Annotated in this window: 13 protein-coding genes and 1 riboswitch; of the genes, 10 read left to right on the top strand and 3 right to left on the bottom strand. The window is 62.7% G+C overall.

The genetic code is table 11. The features are described 5' to 3' along the window. Positions 1-11: 11 nt before the first annotated feature. Genes ugpB through ugpQ form a run of 5 tightly spaced genes read left to right on the top strand, consistent with a single transcriptional unit; the run spans position 12 to position 4,987 of the window. Positions 12-1,337 (top strand): sn-glycerol-3-phosphate ABC transporter substrate-binding protein UgpB, encoded by a 1,326-nt coding sequence (gene ugpB, locus NCT32_RS12505; RefSeq protein WP_061120200.1) that lies wholly within the window; start codon positions 12-14, stop codon positions 1,335-1,337. A gap of 51 nt (positions 1,338-1,388) precedes the next feature. After that, positions 1,389-2,273 (top strand): sn-glycerol-3-phosphate ABC transporter permease UgpA, encoded by an 885-nt coding sequence (gene ugpA, locus NCT32_RS12500; RefSeq protein WP_061120199.1) that lies wholly within the window; start codon positions 1,389-1,391, stop codon positions 2,271-2,273. Beyond that, entirely contained in the window at positions 2,270-3,115 is an 846-nt protein-coding gene (ugpE, locus tag NCT32_RS12495; protein WP_250490380.1) for a sn-glycerol-3-phosphate ABC transporter permease UgpE, read from the top strand. Before ugpA ends, ugpE begins: the two co-directional genes overlap by 4 nt. Positions 3,116-3,131: 16 nt before the next feature. Further along, positions 3,132-4,217 (top strand): sn-glycerol-3-phosphate import ATP-binding protein UgpC, encoded by a 1,086-nt coding sequence (locus NCT32_RS12490; RefSeq protein WP_250490379.1) that lies wholly within the window; start codon positions 3,132-3,134, stop codon positions 4,215-4,217. A 14-nt stretch (positions 4,218-4,231) separates the two neighbouring features. After that, positions 4,232-4,987: a glycerophosphodiester phosphodiesterase gene (ugpQ, locus tag NCT32_RS12485; RefSeq protein WP_250490378.1), complete on the top strand. Its 756-nt coding sequence runs from the start codon at positions 4,232-4,234 to the stop codon at positions 4,985-4,987. Between the two features lie 4 nt (positions 4,988-4,991). Here the strand turns inward: ugpQ and NCT32_RS12480 are convergent, their stop codons facing one another. Both NCT32_RS12480 and NCT32_RS12475 read right to left on the bottom strand, forming a co-directional pair. Then, positions 4,992-5,369, bottom strand: a complete 378-nt coding sequence (locus NCT32_RS12480) for a YqjD family protein (protein WP_061120195.1) — start codon at positions 5,367-5,369, stop codon at positions 4,992-4,994. Between the two features lie 294 nt (positions 5,370-5,663). Then, on the bottom strand, positions 5,664-6,389 hold the full coding sequence (locus tag NCT32_RS12475) for an OmpW family protein (RefSeq protein ID WP_061120194.1): 726 nt from the start codon (positions 6,387-6,389) through the stop codon (positions 5,664-5,666). A gap of 205 nt (positions 6,390-6,594) precedes the next feature. Here NCT32_RS12475 and NCT32_RS12470 point away from each other — a divergent pair, with 205 nt between their 5' ends. The 3 genes from NCT32_RS12470 (at position 6,595) to NCT32_RS12460 (ending at position 13,874) form a co-directional block, all read left to right on the top strand. Continuing rightward, a complete protein-coding gene (locus tag NCT32_RS12470; protein WP_061120193.1) occupies positions 6,595-7,302 on the top strand; it encodes a transposase in 708 nt (235 codons plus the stop codon). Positions 7,303-7,626: 324 nt separating this feature from the next. Then, positions 7,627-12,330, top strand: coding sequence for a glutamate synthase-related protein (locus NCT32_RS12465; protein WP_250477156.1), 4,704 nt, complete (start codon positions 7,627-7,629; stop codon positions 12,328-12,330). Between the two features lie 77 nt (positions 12,331-12,407). After that, a complete protein-coding gene (locus NCT32_RS12460; protein ID WP_061120191.1) occupies positions 12,408-13,874 on the top strand; it encodes a glutamate synthase subunit beta in 1,467 nt (488 codons plus the stop codon). Between the two features lie 65 nt (positions 13,875-13,939). Here NCT32_RS12460 and NCT32_RS12455 read toward each other — a convergent pair whose 3' ends face one another. Beyond that, entirely contained in the window at positions 13,940-15,682 is a 1,743-nt protein-coding gene (locus NCT32_RS12455) for an ABC transporter ATP-binding protein/permease (RefSeq protein WP_061120190.1), read from the bottom strand. Between the two features lie 230 nt (positions 15,683-15,912). Continuing rightward, a riboswitch (TPP riboswitch) is annotated at positions 15,913-16,037 on the top strand. Positions 16,038-16,219: 182 nt separating this feature from the next. Between NCT32_RS12455 and NCT32_RS12450 the strand changes: the two genes are divergently transcribed. Continuing rightward, positions 16,220-17,368: an FAD-dependent oxidoreductase gene (locus NCT32_RS12450; protein ID WP_250490377.1), complete on the top strand. Its 1,149-nt coding sequence runs from the start codon at positions 16,220-16,222 to the stop codon at positions 17,366-17,368. A gap of 16 nt (positions 17,369-17,384) precedes the next feature. Beyond that, positions 17,385-17,582, top strand: a complete 198-nt coding sequence (gene thiS, locus NCT32_RS12445) for a sulfur carrier protein ThiS (protein ID WP_061120188.1) — start codon at positions 17,385-17,387, stop codon at positions 17,580-17,582. Positions 17,583-17,584 lie beyond the last annotated feature (2 nt).

The following is a 17,584-nucleotide window of genomic DNA, read 5'->3' as shown; positions in this document are numbered from 1 at the left end:
GAGACTCATCGATGAGCTGCAAGCCCTTGTTCCGCACGATCTCGGCCGCGGCCGTTCTGGCCTTCGGCGCCAGCACCGCAGCGCACGCCGCGACGGAAATCCAGTTCTGGCACGCGATGGAAGCCGCGCTCGGCGAGCGCGTGAACGACATCGCCAACGACTTCAACAAGTCGCAGAGCGATTACAAGATCGTTCCCGTGTTCAAGGGCACATATGACCAGGCGCTCGCGGCGGGCATCGCGGCGTATCGCAGCGGCAACGCGCCCGCGATCCTGCAGGTCTACGAAGTCGGCACCGCGACGATGATGCAGGCGAAGAAGGCAGTCATCCCGGTCTACGACGTCTTCAAGCAGGCCGGCGTGCCGCTCGACGAAAAGGCGTTCGTGCCGACCATCGCCGGTTACTACAGCGACGCGAAGACCGGCCATCTGATCTCGATGCCGTTCAACAGCTCGACGCCTGTTCTCTATTACAACAAGGACGCATTCAAGAAAGCCGGTCTCGATCCGAACCAGCCGCCGAAGACCTGGGCCGATGTCGAAGCCGACGCGAAGAAGCTGAAGGCCGCCGGCTATTCGTGCGGTTACTCGTCGGGCTGGCAAAGCTGGATTCAGCTCGAGAATTACAGCGCGTGGCATGCCGCGCCGTTCGCGACGAAGAACAACGGTTTCGACGGCCTCGACGCCAAGCTCGAATTCAACAAGCCGCTGCAGGTCGCGCATATCCAGTTCCTGCAGAACATGGCGAAGGAAGGCACGTTCACGTATGTCGGCCGCAAGGACGAGCCGGTGTCGAAGTTCTATAGCGGCGACTGCGGCATCATCACGAACTCGTCGGGCTCGCGCGCGACCATCGCGAAATTCGCGAAGTTCGACTACGGCGTGGGCATGATGCCCTACGACGCGAACGTAAAGGGTGCGCCCCAGAACGCGATCATCGGCGGCGCGAGCCTGTGGGTGTTGTCGGGCAAGGACCCGGCCGTCTACAAGGGCGTCGCGAAGTTCCTCGCGTATCTTTCGACGCCGGAAGTCGCCGGGAAGTGGCATCAGGACACGGGCTATCTGCCGGTCACGCAGGCCGCATACGAGCTCACGCAGAAGCAGGGCTTTTACGACAAGAACCCCGGCGCGGACATCGCGATCAAGCAGATGCTGAACAAGCCGCCGCTCCCTTACACGAAGGGGCTGCGTCTGGGCAACATGCCGCAGATCCGCACGATCGTCGACGAAGAGCTGGAACAGGTCTGGGCTGAGAAGAAGACGCCGCAACAAGCGCTCGACGCGTCAGTGCAGCGCGGCGACGAGCTGCTGCGCCGCTTCGAGAAGACCGGCAACTAAAGCGCATGCGCCCGCGATCATCGCGGGCGCTTCCGTTCGGGACATCAACGCATGGAAAAACGGTCTCGTTTCGATACGAGCGTCCTGCCGTATCTGCTCGTCGCGCCGCAACTCGCGATCACCGCGCTGTTCTTTCTCTGGCCGGCAGGCGAAGCGCTCTGGCAGGCCACGCAGAGTCAGGACGCGTTCGGCACGTCGAGCGAATTCGTCGGGCTGGCGAACTTCAGGCAGTTGTTCGCCGATCCGCTCTATCTCTCGTCGTTCAGCACGACGATGATCTTCTGCTCGCTCGTCACCGTGTCGGGCCTCGTGATCTCGCTCCTGCTCGCCGCATGCGCCGATCGCGTGACGCGCGGTGCGAAGGCGTATCAGACGCTGCTCATCTGGCCATACGCGGTCGCGCCCGCGATCGCCGCCGTGCTGTGGTCGTTCCTGTTCAACCCGAGCATCGGGCTCGTGACGTATGCGCTCGCCAAGCAGGGCATCATCTGGAACCACGCGCTCAATGGCACGCAGGCGATGTTTCTCGTCGTGCTCGCGTCGGTGTGGAAGCAGGTCAGCTACAACTTCCTGTTCTTCTATGCGGGCCTTCAGGCGATTCCGCAATCGCTGATCGAAGCCGCCGCCATCGATGGCGCCGGGCCCGTGCGGCGCTTCTTCGGCATTGCGCTGCCGCTCCTGTCGCCGACGTCTTTCTTCCTGCTCGTCGTGAACCTGGTCTACGCGTTCTTCGATACCTTCCCGGTCATCGATGCCGCTACCGGTGGTGGTCCCGCGCAATCGACCAAGACGCTCATCTACAAGATTTTCGCGGAAGGCTTTCAGGGACTCGACATCGGCAGCTCGGGCGCGCAATCGGTCGTGCTGATGGTGATCGTCGTCGCGTTGACCGTCATCCAGTTCCGCTTCGTCGAACGCAGGGTGCAATATTCATGATCGAAAACCGTCGCGGCTTCGATATCTTCTGTCACGCCGTGCTGTTGCTCGGCGTCGCGCTGATCGTGTTTCCGGTGTACGTCGCGTTCTGCGCGGCCACGATGAACTCGAACGAAGTGTTCAGCGTGCCGCTTTCGCTCGTTCCGAGCACGCATCTCTTCGAGAACGTCGCGCACATCTGGACGCACGGCAGCGGCAATGCGGCGGCGCCGTTCGGTCTCATGTTGATGAACAGCCTCGTGATGGCGCTCGTGATTTCGATCGGCAAGATCGCGGTGTCGATCGTCTCCGCGTACGCGATCGTCTTCTTCCGCTTTCCGATGAAGAACCTCGCCTTCTGGCTCATCTTCATCACGCTGATGCTGCCGGTCGAAGTGCGCATCTTTCCGACGGTGCAAGTCGTCTCGTCGATGAATCTGTCGAACACGTATGCGGGCTTGACGCTGCCGCTGATCGCATCCGCGACGGCGACGTTTCTCTTCCGCCAGTTCTTCATGACGCTGCCCGACGAACTGATGGAAGCGGCGCGCATCGACGGCGCGGGTTCGCTGCGCTTCTTCTGGGACGTCGTGCTGCCGCTGTCGAAGACCAACATCGCGGCGCTCTTCGTCATTACGTTCATCTACGGCTGGAATCAGTATCTCTGGCCGATTCTCATCACCAACGAGGTGTCGCTGCAGACGGCGGTGGTCGGCATCAAGAGCATGATCGCGTCGGGCGATACCGCGACCGAATGGCACCTCGTGATGGCAGCGACGCTGCTCGCGATGCTGCCGCCGCTCGCGGTCGTCCTGACGATGCAGCGCTGGTTCGTGCGCGGACTCGTGGACTCAGAGAAATAACGGAGAAGGCTGATCGATGGCCGCATTGAATCTCAAAGGCGTAAAGAAAACGTACGACGGCTCCAACTACGTGCTGCACGGCATCGACGCAGCCGTGGACGATGGCGAGTTCGTCGTGATGGTCGGCCCGTCCGGCTGCGGAAAATCGACGCTGCTGCGCATGGTCGCGGGACTCGAAAGCGTGTCGCACGGCACGATCGAGATCGGCGGCAAAGTCGTGAACAAGCTGGAGCCGAAGGATCGCGATATTGCGATGGTCTTTCAGAATTACGCACTTTATCCGCACATGAGCGTCGCGCAGAATATGGCGTATGCGCTGAAGATCGGCGGCGCGGACAGAAAGACCATCGAATCGCGCGTGGCCAATGCGGCGCGCATCCTGGAGCTCGAACATTTGCTCGCGCGCAAGCCGCGTGAACTGTCGGGCGGTCAGCGGCAACGCGTCGCGATGGGTCGTGCGATCGTGCGCGAACCGGCGGTGTTTCTCTTCGACGAACCGCTTTCGAATCTCGACGCGAAACTGCGCGTGCAGATGCGTCTCGAGATTCAACGGCTGCACGCGCGCCTCGCGACCACGAGCCTGTACGTCACGCACGATCAGATCGAAGCCATGACGCTCGCGCAGCGCGTCATCGTCATGAACAAGGGGCACGCTGAACAGATCGGCGCCCCGACCGACGTGTACGAGCGTCCGGCAACGGTATTCGTCGCGAGCTTCATCGGCTCGCCGGCGATGAATCTGCTCGAAGGCCGTCTGTCCGAAGACGGATCGACCTTCGATGTTGCGGGCGACGGGCCGAAGCTGCCGGTCGCGGGCGCGAGCAGCGTGACAAGCGCAATGTATGGGCGCGAGTGGATCGTCGGCATTCGTCCGGAGCACATGACGCCCGGCAACCACGACGCGCCGGGCGCGACGCTCGACGTCGATTCGGCCGAACTGCTCGGCGCGGACAATCTCGCGCACGGCAAGTGGGGCAAGCACGACGTGGCGGCGCGCTTGCCGCATGAACATCGTCCGCAGCGCGGCGAGCGGCTGAGGGTGTCGTTGCCCGCGCGGCATCTGCATTTCTTCGATCCGGCGGCGGGACTGCGCGCCAATTGAATGGAGCATATGCGATGAGAACCTGGCCCTATCCCGCGATCGTCGCGCATCGGGGCGGCGGCAAGCTCGCGCCGGAGAACACGCTCGAAGCGATCGACGTGGGCGCGCGCTTCGGTCACAAGATGATCGAATTCGACGCGAAGCTCTCCGCTGACGATGTCGTCTTCCTGCTGCACGACGACGCGATAGACCGCACGTCGAACGGGCGCGGCGCGGCGAAAGCGATGACTTACGCAGAACTGCGCGCGCTCGATGCGGGCACCTGGTTCAGTGCGGAGTTCGCCAACGCGCGCATGCCGACGCTTGCGCAAGTGCACGAACGATGCGCGAAACATGGGCTTGCGGTGAACATCGAGATCAAGCCGAGTCAGGGGCGGGACGTGGAAACAGGCGTGCTCGTCGCACGCGAGGCAGCGCGGTTATGGGCGGATGCCGAACCCGCGCCGCTGTTGTCATCGTTTTCATATGCGGCGCTCGAAGCCGCGCGCGATGTCGCGCCGAATCTTCCTCGGGGCATGCTGTACGAACATGTTCCGGAGAACTGGCGCGCGCAGACGGCGGCGCTGTCGTGCGTGTCGCTGCATGTGAATCATCGCGCACTCGACGAGACGCTCGTCACGGAAATCAAGGATGCAGGCTTGCGCATCCTCGCTTATACGGTGAACGAGCCGGCGCGCGCGCGCCTGCTTGCGCAGTGGGGAGTCGATGCGATCTGCACAGACCGCATCGACATCATTGGCGCGGATTTTCTGGAAACGTCGGCCGATTGAAGCGTCAGCGCGCCCGCGCGAGCAACACGCCCGCGACCAGCGCCAGTCCGCCGACGAGCGCGATCGTCTGCCAGGGCTTTTCGTGAAGGTAGGCGTCCGCGTCTCCGAGCGCCGCGCCGGCGCGCTCGCGTAGTGCTGCGTGGGTATCGTTAAGGCGTGCGCGGGCGCTGTCGAGGCGCTCGCCGATCTGCGCGCGCAGCGCAGCCGCATCGGCCGACGTGCCTTGGGCCAAAGTGCTTTCAAGCTCGCTGAGCAGCGCGCGGAGTTCGGAGCCGATGTCCTCGGCCGCTTCACGGCCGTGTCGCGCCATGCGGCGTGCGCGGCGGCTCGTGGTGCTCCATGAATCTCCGATGGCGTCTCGCGTGTTAGGCAGTGCGTTCATAGATCGCTCCGATGGATGAATCGTGGACGGCCCGCCGAGGTGGCGGGGAAAATCCATGATGCAGCAAATTCGATGCCGGTGCTTCGACATTGCGCAACGCCTCGGTAAGCGCGACCGCGACATATTCGATGTGCGTGCGGACGCGTAAGAACTGCGAGCGCTTCCTTCTTGCGGAGGTCACATTTACAAGTACGTGCAAAAAGAAAATGCCGGCACGAGTTAATCATGCCGGCCTTTTCTTTGTTTTCACAGTCGCGCTTTTACGGTCGTTACATGCCCGTGCGCAGTTTGACTTTAGAAGCGATAGCCAACGCGCAAATATGTGACGATCGGGTTGAGCGTGATTTTTGCCTGCGACTGCACGTTGAGCGTGCCGACAGGCGTTTGAGCCTGTGTGTTCAGCTTCGCCGTGGCCTTCAAAGGGATGAACGACACGGAAAATCCGGCGAACCAGTGTTCTGTGAAATTGTAAGTCGCACCGACGTTAAACACGGGCGCCCAAGAACTATCCGTGTCGACCGTGGTCGGACCATGCAGTACCGAGCCTTCGAATTGCTGGTTCGTGATCTGAGCGTCGGTGAACCAGGTCCGCGTTACACCAAGGCCCACGAACGGACGGAACTTCGCCGTAGGTGCGTTGAAGAAGTATTTGAACAGCAGCGTCGGGCTCCACTGCTTCGCGCTGCCGAGCTTGCCGTACTGCGAGAAGGTGCCTGTGCCTTCAAGATCGAACGTGGGCGGCACTCCCATTTCGAGTTCGGCCGCGATGTGGTCGGTGGCGAAGTAGCCCAATGTGAAGCCGGCCGTGTCAGCGCTCGAGATGCCGGCGCCGGTGCCGGGAACATCGATATTGACCGGAGATCCGCCTACACTTGTTTCTTTGAGCGGACCACTGCTGTCTTGCGGGGCAAAGTGAAACCAGCCTGCTGTTGCATAGAAGGATCCAGCAGATTGCGCATGTGCCGCGGTGGACACACATGCTAATGCCGCAATCCCCGTGATGACTTGTTTTATTTTCAATTTGTGCTCCTCCGAAAAAGCACGCTCATTATGAACACAACATTTCACATAAACCATAGCGATGCCGTAGAGCATTTTCCCTAGGGCAAAGAGCGGCTTTGGGGCCTCGTTGCACGGCACTTGCATGCGTTTGTCCGCGCCACCGTAACGGCTCCGAAAGGCCCCCGATCGGGGTATCACAAATGCGACCAACGGAATATCCAGAATGGCACGGCTTGCACGACTCTACGTTCCCGAACAGCCGCAGCATGTCATCCTGCGTGGTCTCGACCAGCAACCCGCCTTCGTCGACGACCAGGACTACGAGCTCTTCATCGACTGCTTGAGGACTGCTTCACGTGATCATCACCTCTCCATCCATGCCTATGCGCTGATGCCGCAAGCGGTGCATCTGCTTGTCACGCCACGCGACGAGTCCAGCTTGCCCAAAGCGATGCAAGCAGTCGGACGTCGTTACGTCGCGCACTTCAATCGCCGTTACACGCGACGCGGCACGCTTTGGGAAGGGCGCTATCGTGCCACGGTCATCGAGGGCGAACGTTACTTTTTGCTCGCCACGCGCGTCGTCGAAATGGCGCCGGTGCGCGCGCAACTGGTCGCGGCCCCGCAGGACTACAAGTGGTCCAGCTTCCGTCATCATGTCGGGCTTACACTGGACGGCCTGATTACCGACCATCCGCTCTTCTGGTCGCTCGGCAACACGCCGTTCGAACGCCAGCACGCCTACAAGGAACTGTGCGAACAATCGCTCGACGAGCGCGAAGCCAATCGTCTTCTGCAAGCGACACTCAAAGGCTGGGTACTGGGCAGCGATGCCTATCGCGAATGGGCGTCGCATGCAGCCAACCGTCGGGTGTCGCCGCTGCCGCGCGGACGTCCGCGAAAGATCCGCGAAACCCCACAGCCCCAATAACGGCCTTGGGCGGCACACGTGAAGCTGAAAAATGAAACGGCGTCTCGATTTTTCGAGCTTCGCCGTTTCTTTTTGATGCCGGATGATACGTCCCTAATATGTTGGGGCGTCTTTGCACCATAACGATAATTGGTGCCACATCATCACGTTTTATTTGCCATCTTTTTGATTCGTCGCGTATATTTCGATTTCCGGCAATTGCCGCGGTGCAGCGTGCCGCGCATGACCGTGCTTCGTGACACATCCAGTTGAAAAAACGGTCGCGAGCGACAAGAAAATGGTTCAACGGCCGAGTCGGCCCCTCACAGTAGAGACGGTGTCCCCATGAACGATCATCAGCAACCGGCAGCCGGTTCGCTTCCCGCCGCGCAGGGCATGTACGACCCTGCGAACGAGCATGACGCCTGTGGCGTCGGCTTCGTCGCCCATATCAAGGGGAAAAAGAGCCACGAGATCATTCAGCAGGGTCTCAAGATTCTCGAAAATCTCGATCACCGCGGCGCGGTCGGCGCCGATCCGCTGATGGGCGACGGCGCCGGCATCCTGATCCAGGTGCCGGACGGTTTCTATCGCGAAGAAATGGCCAAGCAGGGCGTAACGTTGCCGCCGGCTGGCGAATACGGCGTCGGCATGATTTTTCTGCCGAAGGAGCATGCGTCGCGTCTCGCGTGCGAGCAGGAGCTCGAGCGCACGGTGAAGGCCGAAGGCCAGGTGGTGCTGGGCTGGCGTGACGTGCCCGTCGATTCCAACATGCCGATTTCGCCGACCGTGAAGGCGAGCGAGCCGCTGATCCGCCAGATTTTCATCGGCCGCGGCAAGGACATCGTCGTGACGGACGCGCTCGAGCGCAAGCTGTACATCATCCGCAAGACGGCGAGCCATCGCATTCAGGCGCTCAAGCTCAAGCACGGCAAGGAATATTTCGTGCCGTCGATGTCGTCGCGCACCGTCGTCTACAAAGGTCTTCTGCTGGCGGGTCAGGTCGGCGTGTACTACCGCGACCTGCAGGACGAGCGTGTCGTGTCGGCGCTCGCACTCGTGCACCAGCGCTTCTCGACCAACACGTTCCCTGCGTGGGAACTGGCGCACCCGTACCGGATGATCGCGCACAACGGTGAAATCAACACCGTGAAGGGCAACGTCAACTGGCTGAACGCGCGCACCGGCGCGATCGCGTCCTACGTGCTCGGCGACGACTTGCCGAAGCTCTGGCCGCTGATCTATCCGGGCCAGTCGGACACGGCGTCGTTCGACAACTGTCTCGAACTGCTCGTGATGGCCGGCTACCCGCTCGTCCACGCAATGATGATGATGATCCCGGAAGCCTGGGAACAGCACACGCTGATGGACGACAATCGTCGCGCGTTCTACGAATATCACGCCGCGATGATGGAGCCGTGGGACGGTCCGGCCGCGATCGCGTTCACGGACGGCCGCCAGATCGGCGCTACGCTCGACCGTAACGGCCTGCGTCCGGCGCGCTATCTCGTCACCGACGACGACCTCGTGATCCTCGCGTCGGAATCCGGCGTGCTGCCCATTCCCGAATCGAAGATCGTCAAGAAGTGGCGTCTGCAGCCGGGCAAGATGTTCCTGATCGACATGGAGCAGGGCCGCATCATCGAGGACAAGGAACTGAAGGACAACCTGTCCAACGCGAAGCCGTACAAGAGCTGGATCGACGCCGTGCGCATCAAGCTCGACGAGATCGAGCCGAAGGCCGAAGACGTCGAAACGCAACGCCGCGAAGCCGCCGCGCTGCTCGATCGTCAGCAGGCGTTCGGCTACACGCAGGAAGACCTCAAGTTCCTGATGGCGCCGATGGCGCAGTCGGGCGAAGAGGCCGTGGGCTCGATGGGCAACGACTCGCCGCTCGCGGTCATGTCGAACAAGAACAAGACGCTCTACAACTATTTCAAGCAGTTGTTCGCGCAAGTGACGAACCCGCCGATCGATCCGATCCGCGAGAACCTCGTCATGTCGCTCAACTCGTTCATCGGTCCGAAGCCGAACCTGCTCGACACGACCAACATCAATCCGACGATGCGTCTCGAAGTGTCGCAGCCCGTGCTCGACTTCAAGGACATCGCGAAGATCCGCGCGATCGACAAATACACCGGCGGCAAGTTCAGCTCGTACGAACTGAACATCTGCTATCCGGTGGCGTGGGGCAAGGAAGGTATCGAGGCACGCATCGCGTCGCTGTGCGCGGAAGCGGTCGATGCCGTGAAGTCCGGCTACAACATTCTGATCGTGTCCGATCGCAAGATGGACCGTGACAACGTCGCCATCCCGGCGCTGCTCGCCACCTCGGCCATTCACTCGCATCTCGTCGCGCACGGTCTGCGCACGAGCACGGGTCTCGTCGTGGAAACGGGCTCGGCGCGCGAGACGCATCACTTCGCGCTGCTCGCGGGCTACGGCGCGGAAGCCGTTCACCCGTACCTCGCGCTCGAAACGCTCGCCAACATGGCCGAAGGCCTGAAGGGCGATCTGTCGGCCGACAAGGTCATCTACAACTTCACGAAGGCGGTCGGCAAGGGCCTGTTGAAGGTCATGTCGAAGATGGGCATTTCGACGTACATGTCCTACACCGGCGCGCAGATCTTCGAAGGCGTCGGCCTGTCGACGGAGCTGGTCGAGAAGTATTTCAAGGGCACGGCGACGAAGGTCGGCGGCATCGGCCTGTTCGAAGTGGCGGAAGAGGCGATCCACCTGCATCGCGACGCATTCGGCGACAACCCGGTCCTCGCGACCATGCTCGACGCGGGCGGCGAGTATGCGTACCGCGTGCGCGGCGAAGAGCACATGTGGACGCCGGACGCGATCGCCAAGCTGCAGCATTCGGCTCGCAGCAACTCGTATCAGACGTACAAGGAATACGCGCACATCATCAACGACCAGACGAAGCGTCACATGACGTTCCGTGGCCTGTTCGAGTTCAAGGTCGAGCCGTCGAAGGCGATTCCGCTCGACGAAGTCGAATCGGCGAAGGACATCGTCAAGCGCTTCGCAACGGGCGCGATGTCGCTCGGCTCGATCAGCACGGAAGCGCACGCCACGCTCGCTGTCGCGATGAACCGCATCGGCGGCAAGTCGAACACGGGCGAAGGCGGCGAGGACGAAACGCGTTATCGCAACGAACTGCGCGGCATTCCGATCAAGAACGGCGACACGCTGCAATCGATCATCGGCAAGGAAGTCATCACCGACATCCCGCTGAAGGACGGCGATTCGCTGCGCTCGAAGATCAAGCAGGTCGCGTCGGGCCGGTTTGGCGTGACGGCGGAATATCTGTCGTCGGCGGACCAGATCCAGATCAAGATGGCGCAGGGCGCGAAGCCGGGCGAAGGCGGTCAGCTTCCGGGCCACAAGGTGTCCGATTACATCGGCAAGCTGCGCTATTCGGTGCCGGGCGTCGGCCTGATTTCGCCGCCGCCGCACCACGACATCTATTCGATCGAAGACCTCGCGCAACTGATTCACGATCTGAAGAACGTGAACTCGTCGTCGAGCATTTCGGTGAAACTCGTGTCGGAGGTCGGTGTCGGCACGGTTGCCGCCGGTGTGGCGAAAGCGAAGGCGGATCACGTCGTGATCGCGGGTCACGACGGCGGCACGGGCGCATCGCCGTTGTCGTCGCTGAAGCACGCGGGCACGCCGTGGGAACTCGGCCTCGCCGAAACGCAGCAGACGCTCGTGCTGAACCGGCTGCGCGGACGCATCCGCGTGCAGGCCGACGGCCAGATGAAGACCGGCCGCGACGTCGTGATCGGCGCGCTGCTCGGCGCGGACGAGTTCGGCTTCGCGACGGCGCCGCTCGTCGTCGAAGGCTGCATCATGATGCGCAAGTGCCATCTGAACACGTGCCCCGTCGGCGTCGCGACGCAGGATCCGGTGCTGCGCGCAAAGTTCTCAGGGCAGCCGGAGCACGTCGTCAACTTCTTCTTCTTCGTTGCGGAAGAAGTGCGCGAGATCATGGCGCAGTTCGGTATCCGCAAGTTCGACGACCTGATCGGCCGCGTCGATCTGCTCGATATGAAGAAGGGCATCGAACACTGGAAGGCGAAGGGTCTCGACTTCTCGCGCATCTTCTATCAGGTGCCGGTCGGTGAGGACGTCGCGCGCAAGCATGTCGACGTGCAGGATCATGGGCTCGACAAGGCGCTCGATCACGTGCTGATCGAGAAATCGAAGGCGGCGATCGAGAAGGGCGAGCATGTCTCGTTCATCCAGCCGGTGCGCAACGTGAACCGCACGGTCGGCGCGATGCTGTCCGGTCTCATCGCGAAGAAGCACGGTCACGACGGCCTGCCCGACGACTCGATCCACATCCAGTTGAAGGGCACGGCCGGCCAGAGCTTCGGCGCATTCCTTGCGAAGGGCGTCACGCTGGATCTCGTCGGCGACGGCAACGACTATGTCGGCAAGGGCCTGTCGGGCGGGCGCATCATCATTCGCCCGACCAACGACTTCCGCGGCAAGTCCGAGGAAAACATCATCTGCGGCAACACGGTGATGTACGGCGCGATCGAAGGCGAATCGTATTTCCGCGGCGTGGCGGGCGAGCGCTTCTGCGTGCGCAACTCGGGCGCGACGGCGGTCGTCGAAGGCACGGGCGATCACGGCTGCGAATACATGACGGGCGGCACGGTGGTCGTGCTCGGCGAGACGGGCCGCAACTTCGCGGCGGGCATGTCGGGCGGCATCGCATTCGTGTACGACCCGGACGGCATGTTCGCGGGCAAGTGCAACAAGTCGATGGTCGCGCTCGATCCCGTGCTGCAGCAGGCCGAACAGGAGCGCACGGTGGATCGCGCGCTGTGGCACGGCGGCAAGACGGACGAAGCGCTGCTCAAGGGCCTGATCGAGCGTCACTTCCAGTTCACCGGCTCGCCGCGTGCGAAGTCGCTGCTCGAGAACTGGGATTCGGCTCGCCGCCAGTTCGTCAAGGTGTTCCCGACCGAGTACAAGCGCGCGCTCACCGAGCTCGGCGCGAAAAAGTCGAAAGACGCCATCGCGGCTTGAAGCGGTTTTATATATAGAAGGCCTTCCCGATGCGAGCGCGTCGGGAAGCAGGTCCCTCACTGTACACAGAGAAAGAAATGGGCAAGGCAACCGGTTTTCTCGAATTCGAACGCCGCCACGAGGCATACGAAGCACCGCTGACCCGCGTCAAGCATTACAAGGAATTCGTCGCCGCACTGACGGATGAGGACGCCAAGATTCAAGGCGCGCGCTGCATGGATTGCGGCATCCCGTTCTGCAACAACGGCTGTCCGGTCAACAACATCATTCCGGATTTCAACGATCTCGTGTTCCAGCAGGACTGGAAGAGCGCGATCAACGTGCTGCACTCGACCAACAACTTCCCGGAGTTCACGGGCCGCATTTGTCCGGCGCCGTGCGAAGCGGCTTGCACGCTCGGCATCAATGACGATCCGGTCGGCATCAAGTCGATCGAGCACGCGATCATCGACAAGGCATTCGCCGAGGGCTGGGTCGTGCCGCAGCCGCCGAAGCACAAGACGGGCAAGAAGGTCGCGGTCGTCGGTTCGGGCCCCGCGGGCCTCGCGGCCGCGCAACAGCTCGGGCGCGCGGGGCACGAAGTGGTCGTGTTCGAGAAGAACGATCGCATCGGCGGTCTGTTGCGTTACGGCATCCCCGACTTCAAGCTGGAGAAGTGGCTGATCGACCGCCGCATGCGTCAGATGGAGGCGGAGGGCGTGTCGTTCCGCACGAACGTGTTCATCGGTCGTGATCCGTTGCCGGCGTACATCGGCAACACGGCGAAGGAAACGATCACGCCGGACGAGCTGAAGGAACAGTTCGACGCGGTCGTGATCGCGGGCGGCTCGGAAACGCCGCGCGATTTGCCGGTGCCGGGTCGCGAGCTGGAAGGCATCTACTATGCGATGGAATTCCTGCCGCAGCAGAACAAGGTCAACGCCGGCGACAAGCTGACGGATCAACTGCTGGCGAAGGGCAAGCATGTCGTCGTGATCGGCGGCGGCGATACGGGTTCCGACTGTGTGGGCACGTCGAATCGTCACGGCGCAAAGAGCGTGGCGCAGTTCGAACTGCTCGCGCAGCCGCCCGAGGAAGAGAACAAGCCGCTCGTCTGGCCGTATTGGCCGATCAAGCTGCGCACGTCGTCGTCGCATGAGGAAGGTTGCGATCGCGACTGGTCCGTGGCGACGAAGCGCTTCGAAGGCAAGAACGGCAAGGTCGAGAAGCTGATCGCGGTGCGCGTCGAGTGGAAGGGCGGCAAGATGCAGGAAGTGCCGAATTCCGAATTCGAACTGAAGGCCGATCTCGTGCTGCTCGCGATGGGCTTTACGCAGCCGGTTTCGCCGGTGCTGGAGGCGTTCGGCGTCGAGAAGGATGCGCGCGGGAATGTGCGTGCCGCAACCGAAGGCGACAAGGCGTATTACACATCGGCGGACAAGGTGTTCACGGCGGGTGACATGCGCCGTGGTCAGTCACTGGTCGTCTGGGCGATTCGCGAAGGACGTCAGTGCGCGCGATCGGTCGATGCGTATCTGATGGGGTCGAGCGAGTTGCCGCGATAAGGCGCCGGGCATCGATGCGAAGGCCACGCGGTTGCGTGGCCTTTTTGTTTTGGCTGCGGCGCGGATCAAACCTCCGCCATCGCCCGCTCGATCTCGATCTTGTAGTCATGGAACATCGCCACCGACTCGCGATGCGCCACGCTCAGAATCGCCGCCTTCGGCAGCCGCTCGACGAGCGTGTTGTAGATATGCAGTTCGTTCTCGGCGTCGAGCGCGCTGGTCGCTTCATCGAGGAACACGAAGTCGGGCTTGTGGAGCAGTACGCGCGCCGCGGCGAGACGCTGCTGCTCGCCCGGCGACAGGCTCCGCGCCCAGTGCGCGCTTTCGTCCAGCCGATCCGCATAAGCTTCGAGATTGCACATGCGCAGCACTTCGCGCGATTCGTCGTCGCTGAAGGTGCCGCCGGGCGACGGATACGAAAGCGCCGCACGCAGCGTCCCGATCGGCAGATAGCTCATCTGCGGGATGAACATCATCTTTGCGTCGACGGGCGCGTCGATCGTGCCGTCGCCGAACGGCCACAAGCCCGCCAGCGCGCGCATCAACGTGCTCTTGCCCGATCCCGACGGCCCGACGACGAGCCAGCGCGAGCCCGGCTCGATCGACACGTTCGCCACGCGCGAGAGCGGCGTACCGTTGGGAAGCGCGAGCATGAGGCCGTTCGTCGTGAGCGACGGCGTGCTCGTGTAGTGCAGGTTGATGCCCCCGTGCTCCGTCGCCGGCGACGTTTCCTCGCGGATATGCGTCGAGCGCATCACGCGCTTGAATTCGCGCAGACGGTTGACGGTGGCGCGCCATTCGACCAACGTCGAATAACTGTTGATGAACCATGAAAACGAATCGCTGACCGTGCCGAACGCTGATGAAATCTGCATCAGCACGCCGAACGAAAACGCGCCCGCGAAGTAGCGCGGCGCGGCGACCATGATCGGAAAGATGATCGCGATCTGTCCGTAGAAGCTCAACACGAAAGTCATGCGCTTCGTGTACTTCATGATGAGCCACCAGTTGTCGCGGATGCGCTGGAAGATGGTCTTTGCGTTGGCGGTTTCGGTGGAGATGCCATCGTAGAACGCGATCTGCTCGGCGTTTTCGCGCACGCGAATCAGCCCGAAGCGAAAATCCGCTTCGACTTTCTGCTGCTGATAGTTGATCGACACGAGCGGATGCCCGACCTTCTGGATGATCAGCGAACCGAGAATCGCGTAGAGCGCGGCGGCCCACACCATGTAGCCGGGAATCGTGACCGGTGTGGCGCCGAGCGAGAAGGTGAGCGCGCCCGCGATGGTCCAGAGAATCGTGATGAAGGTAACGAGTGTGACGAGCGTCGAAAGCAGGTCGAGGGACAGCGAAAGCGTGGTGGTGGCGAAGGACTGCAGGTCGTCGGAAATACGCTGGTCGGGGTTGTCGGCGAGGCGATCGCGCTCGATGCGATAGAACGCCTTGTCGCCGAGCCATTGCTCCAGAAACCTGTTGGTGAGCCACTGCCGCCAGCGAAACGCGAGCATCTGCCGCAGATAACGCCCGTACACCGCGAGCAGGATGTACGCGAACGCGAGGCCCGTGAAGATCAGCAGCAGATGAGGAAAGTCCCTGACGTTCTTGTTCTGCAGCGCGTTATAGAAGTCGGCGTTCCAGCTATTGAGCCGGACATTGATCCACACGACCGTCATGTTGATCGCGATGATCGCGACGAGCAGACCCCACGCGACACCGCGCTCCTCGGAAATCCAGTACGGCTTGATGAGGCTCCACGCCGAGACTTCGTCGGCCTTCTGCTGTGTGCTTTCGGTACGAATGTTGGTCATGAGCTTCCTGCTGATGCGCCCCGGGGCGCCCGATTGTTACGTCCGCGGCCAGGTCGCGCGCGCTTTTTCCGGCCCCGCGAATTGTTCCGGGATTGTCTTAACGTCCGCTTAATTTCGCGCGATCGTGCGGCGAACCGTGTTCGCGGCATTGTGCCAGAGTGCCGGCGCGGGCGATAAAAGGCGGGCAATCCCGGTTTGCAGCGCCTTCGCCTTTCATGTTTTAATGATCCTCGACGAAACAGGGGTGCTTCGCGCGCATCGGCGGCCGGAACGGTCGGCAGCGCGGCGAGGCTGAGAGAGACCCTTTGCACCCGATCCGGGTAATACCGGCGAGGGAAGTTTCCGGAGAACGCGCGAGTCACGCGCCATTCCTCCAGTCTCTTCCAGTATTTTCTTTCCGCCCGGCACGTTTCATCCATGCCGAGCCGGTCTCTCCGCTGATTTCGTCCTTGTGATGCGGCGCCGCGCCCGCACGGTCGAGATCGCGTACTTCGTCTCCTCGTACAGTGCAGCGTCGCGCCCTTTGGAGACAGCGAATTGAACAGGATCGAACAGGGCGCACCGCGCCGGGAGGATTTCGCCGTCGTCGGCGGCGGGCTCGTCGGGCGGCTCATCGCCTGGCAACTCGCTGGCGCGGGCCATGACGTCGCGCTCTACGAACGCGGCGACGCAGCGGGCACGCAGTCGGCTGCGTGGGTCGCCGCCGCGATGCTAGCGCCGCTCGCCGAGGCGGCGAGCGCGGAGCCGCTCGTCGTCGGGCTCGGGGCGGCGTCGCTCGAACGCTGGCCGCGTCTCATCGCGCAATTGCCCGAGCCGGTCTTCTTTCAGCGCAACGGAACGCTCGTCGTCTGGCACGGCGCGGATCGCGCGGAGGCGCCGCTGTTCGAGCGCCGCTTGCGCGCCAATTCGCCCGCCGACTTGCTCGATGGCGGGTTCGTCAAGCTCGCGGGCGCGCAGGTCGCGCAAGCCGAACCGGCACTGGGAACGCGCTTCGCGCAGGGCTGGCTGCTGCCGAACGAGGGTCAGCTGGATAACCGGCAGGCCTTGAGCGCGCTCGCGGCCGGCCTCACGGCGCGCGGCGTGCGCACATACTGGAACACGCCGGTCGACGCCATGCCCGACGCCCGCTGGATCATCGATTGCCGCGGCTTGGGCGCAAAACCCGCGTGGCCCGCACTGCGCGGCATCCGGGGCGAAGTCGCGCGCGTGCATGCGCCGGGCATTGGGCTTTCGCGGCCCGTGCGGTTGCTGCATCCGCGCTATCCGCTCTATATCGCGCCCAAGGAGAACGATCTGTACGTGATCGGCGCGACGGAAGTGGAAGGAGAAGACATGTCGCCCGTAAGCGTGCGCTCGGCGCTGGAACTGCTGAGCGCCGCTTTCGCCGTGCATCCGGGCTTCGGCGAGGCGCGCATCCTTGAACTGAATTCGCATTGCCGGCCGACCTTGCCGGATCATCGGCCGGCCATCGTCTGGGACGGGGCGCGGACCGTGCGCGTGAACGGCCTGTACCGCCACGGCTTCATGATCGCGCCCGAAGTCGCGGATGTGGCGAGCTGTCTAGCGGAGGCGCTCGTTTCTGGCGACGTCGCCGATGCCGGGACCTTCGCCGATTTCCGCGGCGCCGCGCGCTGGCCCGAGCTGCTGCACGGCGCGTTCTCGGTCGCGCCCGCGCTGTCGCATTGAGCAAGAGACCAAAGCCATGAACATCCATATCAATCAGCGCGTCTTCGATTTGCCCGACGACGTCACCGTCACTCAAGCGCTCGCCGCATTCGGCGCGAAGCCGCCATTCGCAGTCGCCTTGAACGGCCAGTTCGTGGCGCGCGGCGAGCACGCCACGAAAACGCTCGCCGCCGGCGACAAGCTCGATGTCGTGTCGCCCGTCGCGGGCGGCTGAAC

Origin of the sequence: Caballeronia sp. INML2, assembly GCF_023631365.1 — a bacterium.
In the GTDB taxonomy this organism is placed as follows: Bacteria; Pseudomonadota; Gammaproteobacteria; order Burkholderiales; family Burkholderiaceae; genus Caballeronia; species Caballeronia turbans.
Note: the sequence above shows the minus strand (reverse complement) of the source record. Positions and strands in the feature narration are given on the sequence as shown.

Excerpts from the sequence above, each read along its gene's own strand:
- NCT32_RS12470 (WP_061120193.1), top strand. The coding sequence starts at position 6,595 with ATGGCACGGCTTGCACGACTCTACGTTCCCGAACAGCCGCAGCATGTC.
- ugpQ (WP_250490378.1), top strand. The coding sequence starts at position 4,232 with ATGAGAACCTGGCCCTATCCCGCGATCGTCGCGCATCGGGGCGGCGGC.
- NCT32_RS12455 (WP_061120190.1), bottom strand. The coding sequence starts at position 15,682 with ATGACCAACATTCGTACCGAAAGCACACAGCAGAAGGCCGACGAAGTC.
- NCT32_RS12460 (WP_061120191.1), top strand. The coding sequence starts at position 12,408 with ATGGGCAAGGCAACCGGTTTTCTCGAATTCGAACGCCGCCACGAGGCA.
- NCT32_RS12490 (WP_250490379.1), top strand. The coding sequence starts at position 3,132 with ATGGCCGCATTGAATCTCAAAGGCGTAAAGAAAACGTACGACGGCTCC.
- thiS (WP_061120188.1), top strand. The coding sequence starts at position 17,385 with ATGAACATCCATATCAATCAGCGCGTCTTCGATTTGCCCGACGACGTC.
- ugpA (WP_061120199.1), top strand. The coding sequence starts at position 1,389 with ATGGAAAAACGGTCTCGTTTCGATACGAGCGTCCTGCCGTATCTGCTC.
- NCT32_RS12465 (WP_250477156.1), top strand. The coding sequence starts at position 7,627 with ATGAACGATCATCAGCAACCGGCAGCCGGTTCGCTTCCCGCCGCGCAG.
- ugpB (WP_061120200.1), top strand. The coding sequence starts at position 12 with ATGAGCTGCAAGCCCTTGTTCCGCACGATCTCGGCCGCGGCCGTTCTG.
- NCT32_RS12480 (WP_061120195.1), bottom strand. The coding sequence starts at position 5,369 with ATGAACGCACTGCCTAACACGCGAGACGCCATCGGAGATTCATGGAGC.
- ugpE (WP_250490380.1), top strand. The coding sequence starts at position 2,270 with ATGATCGAAAACCGTCGCGGCTTCGATATCTTCTGTCACGCCGTGCTG.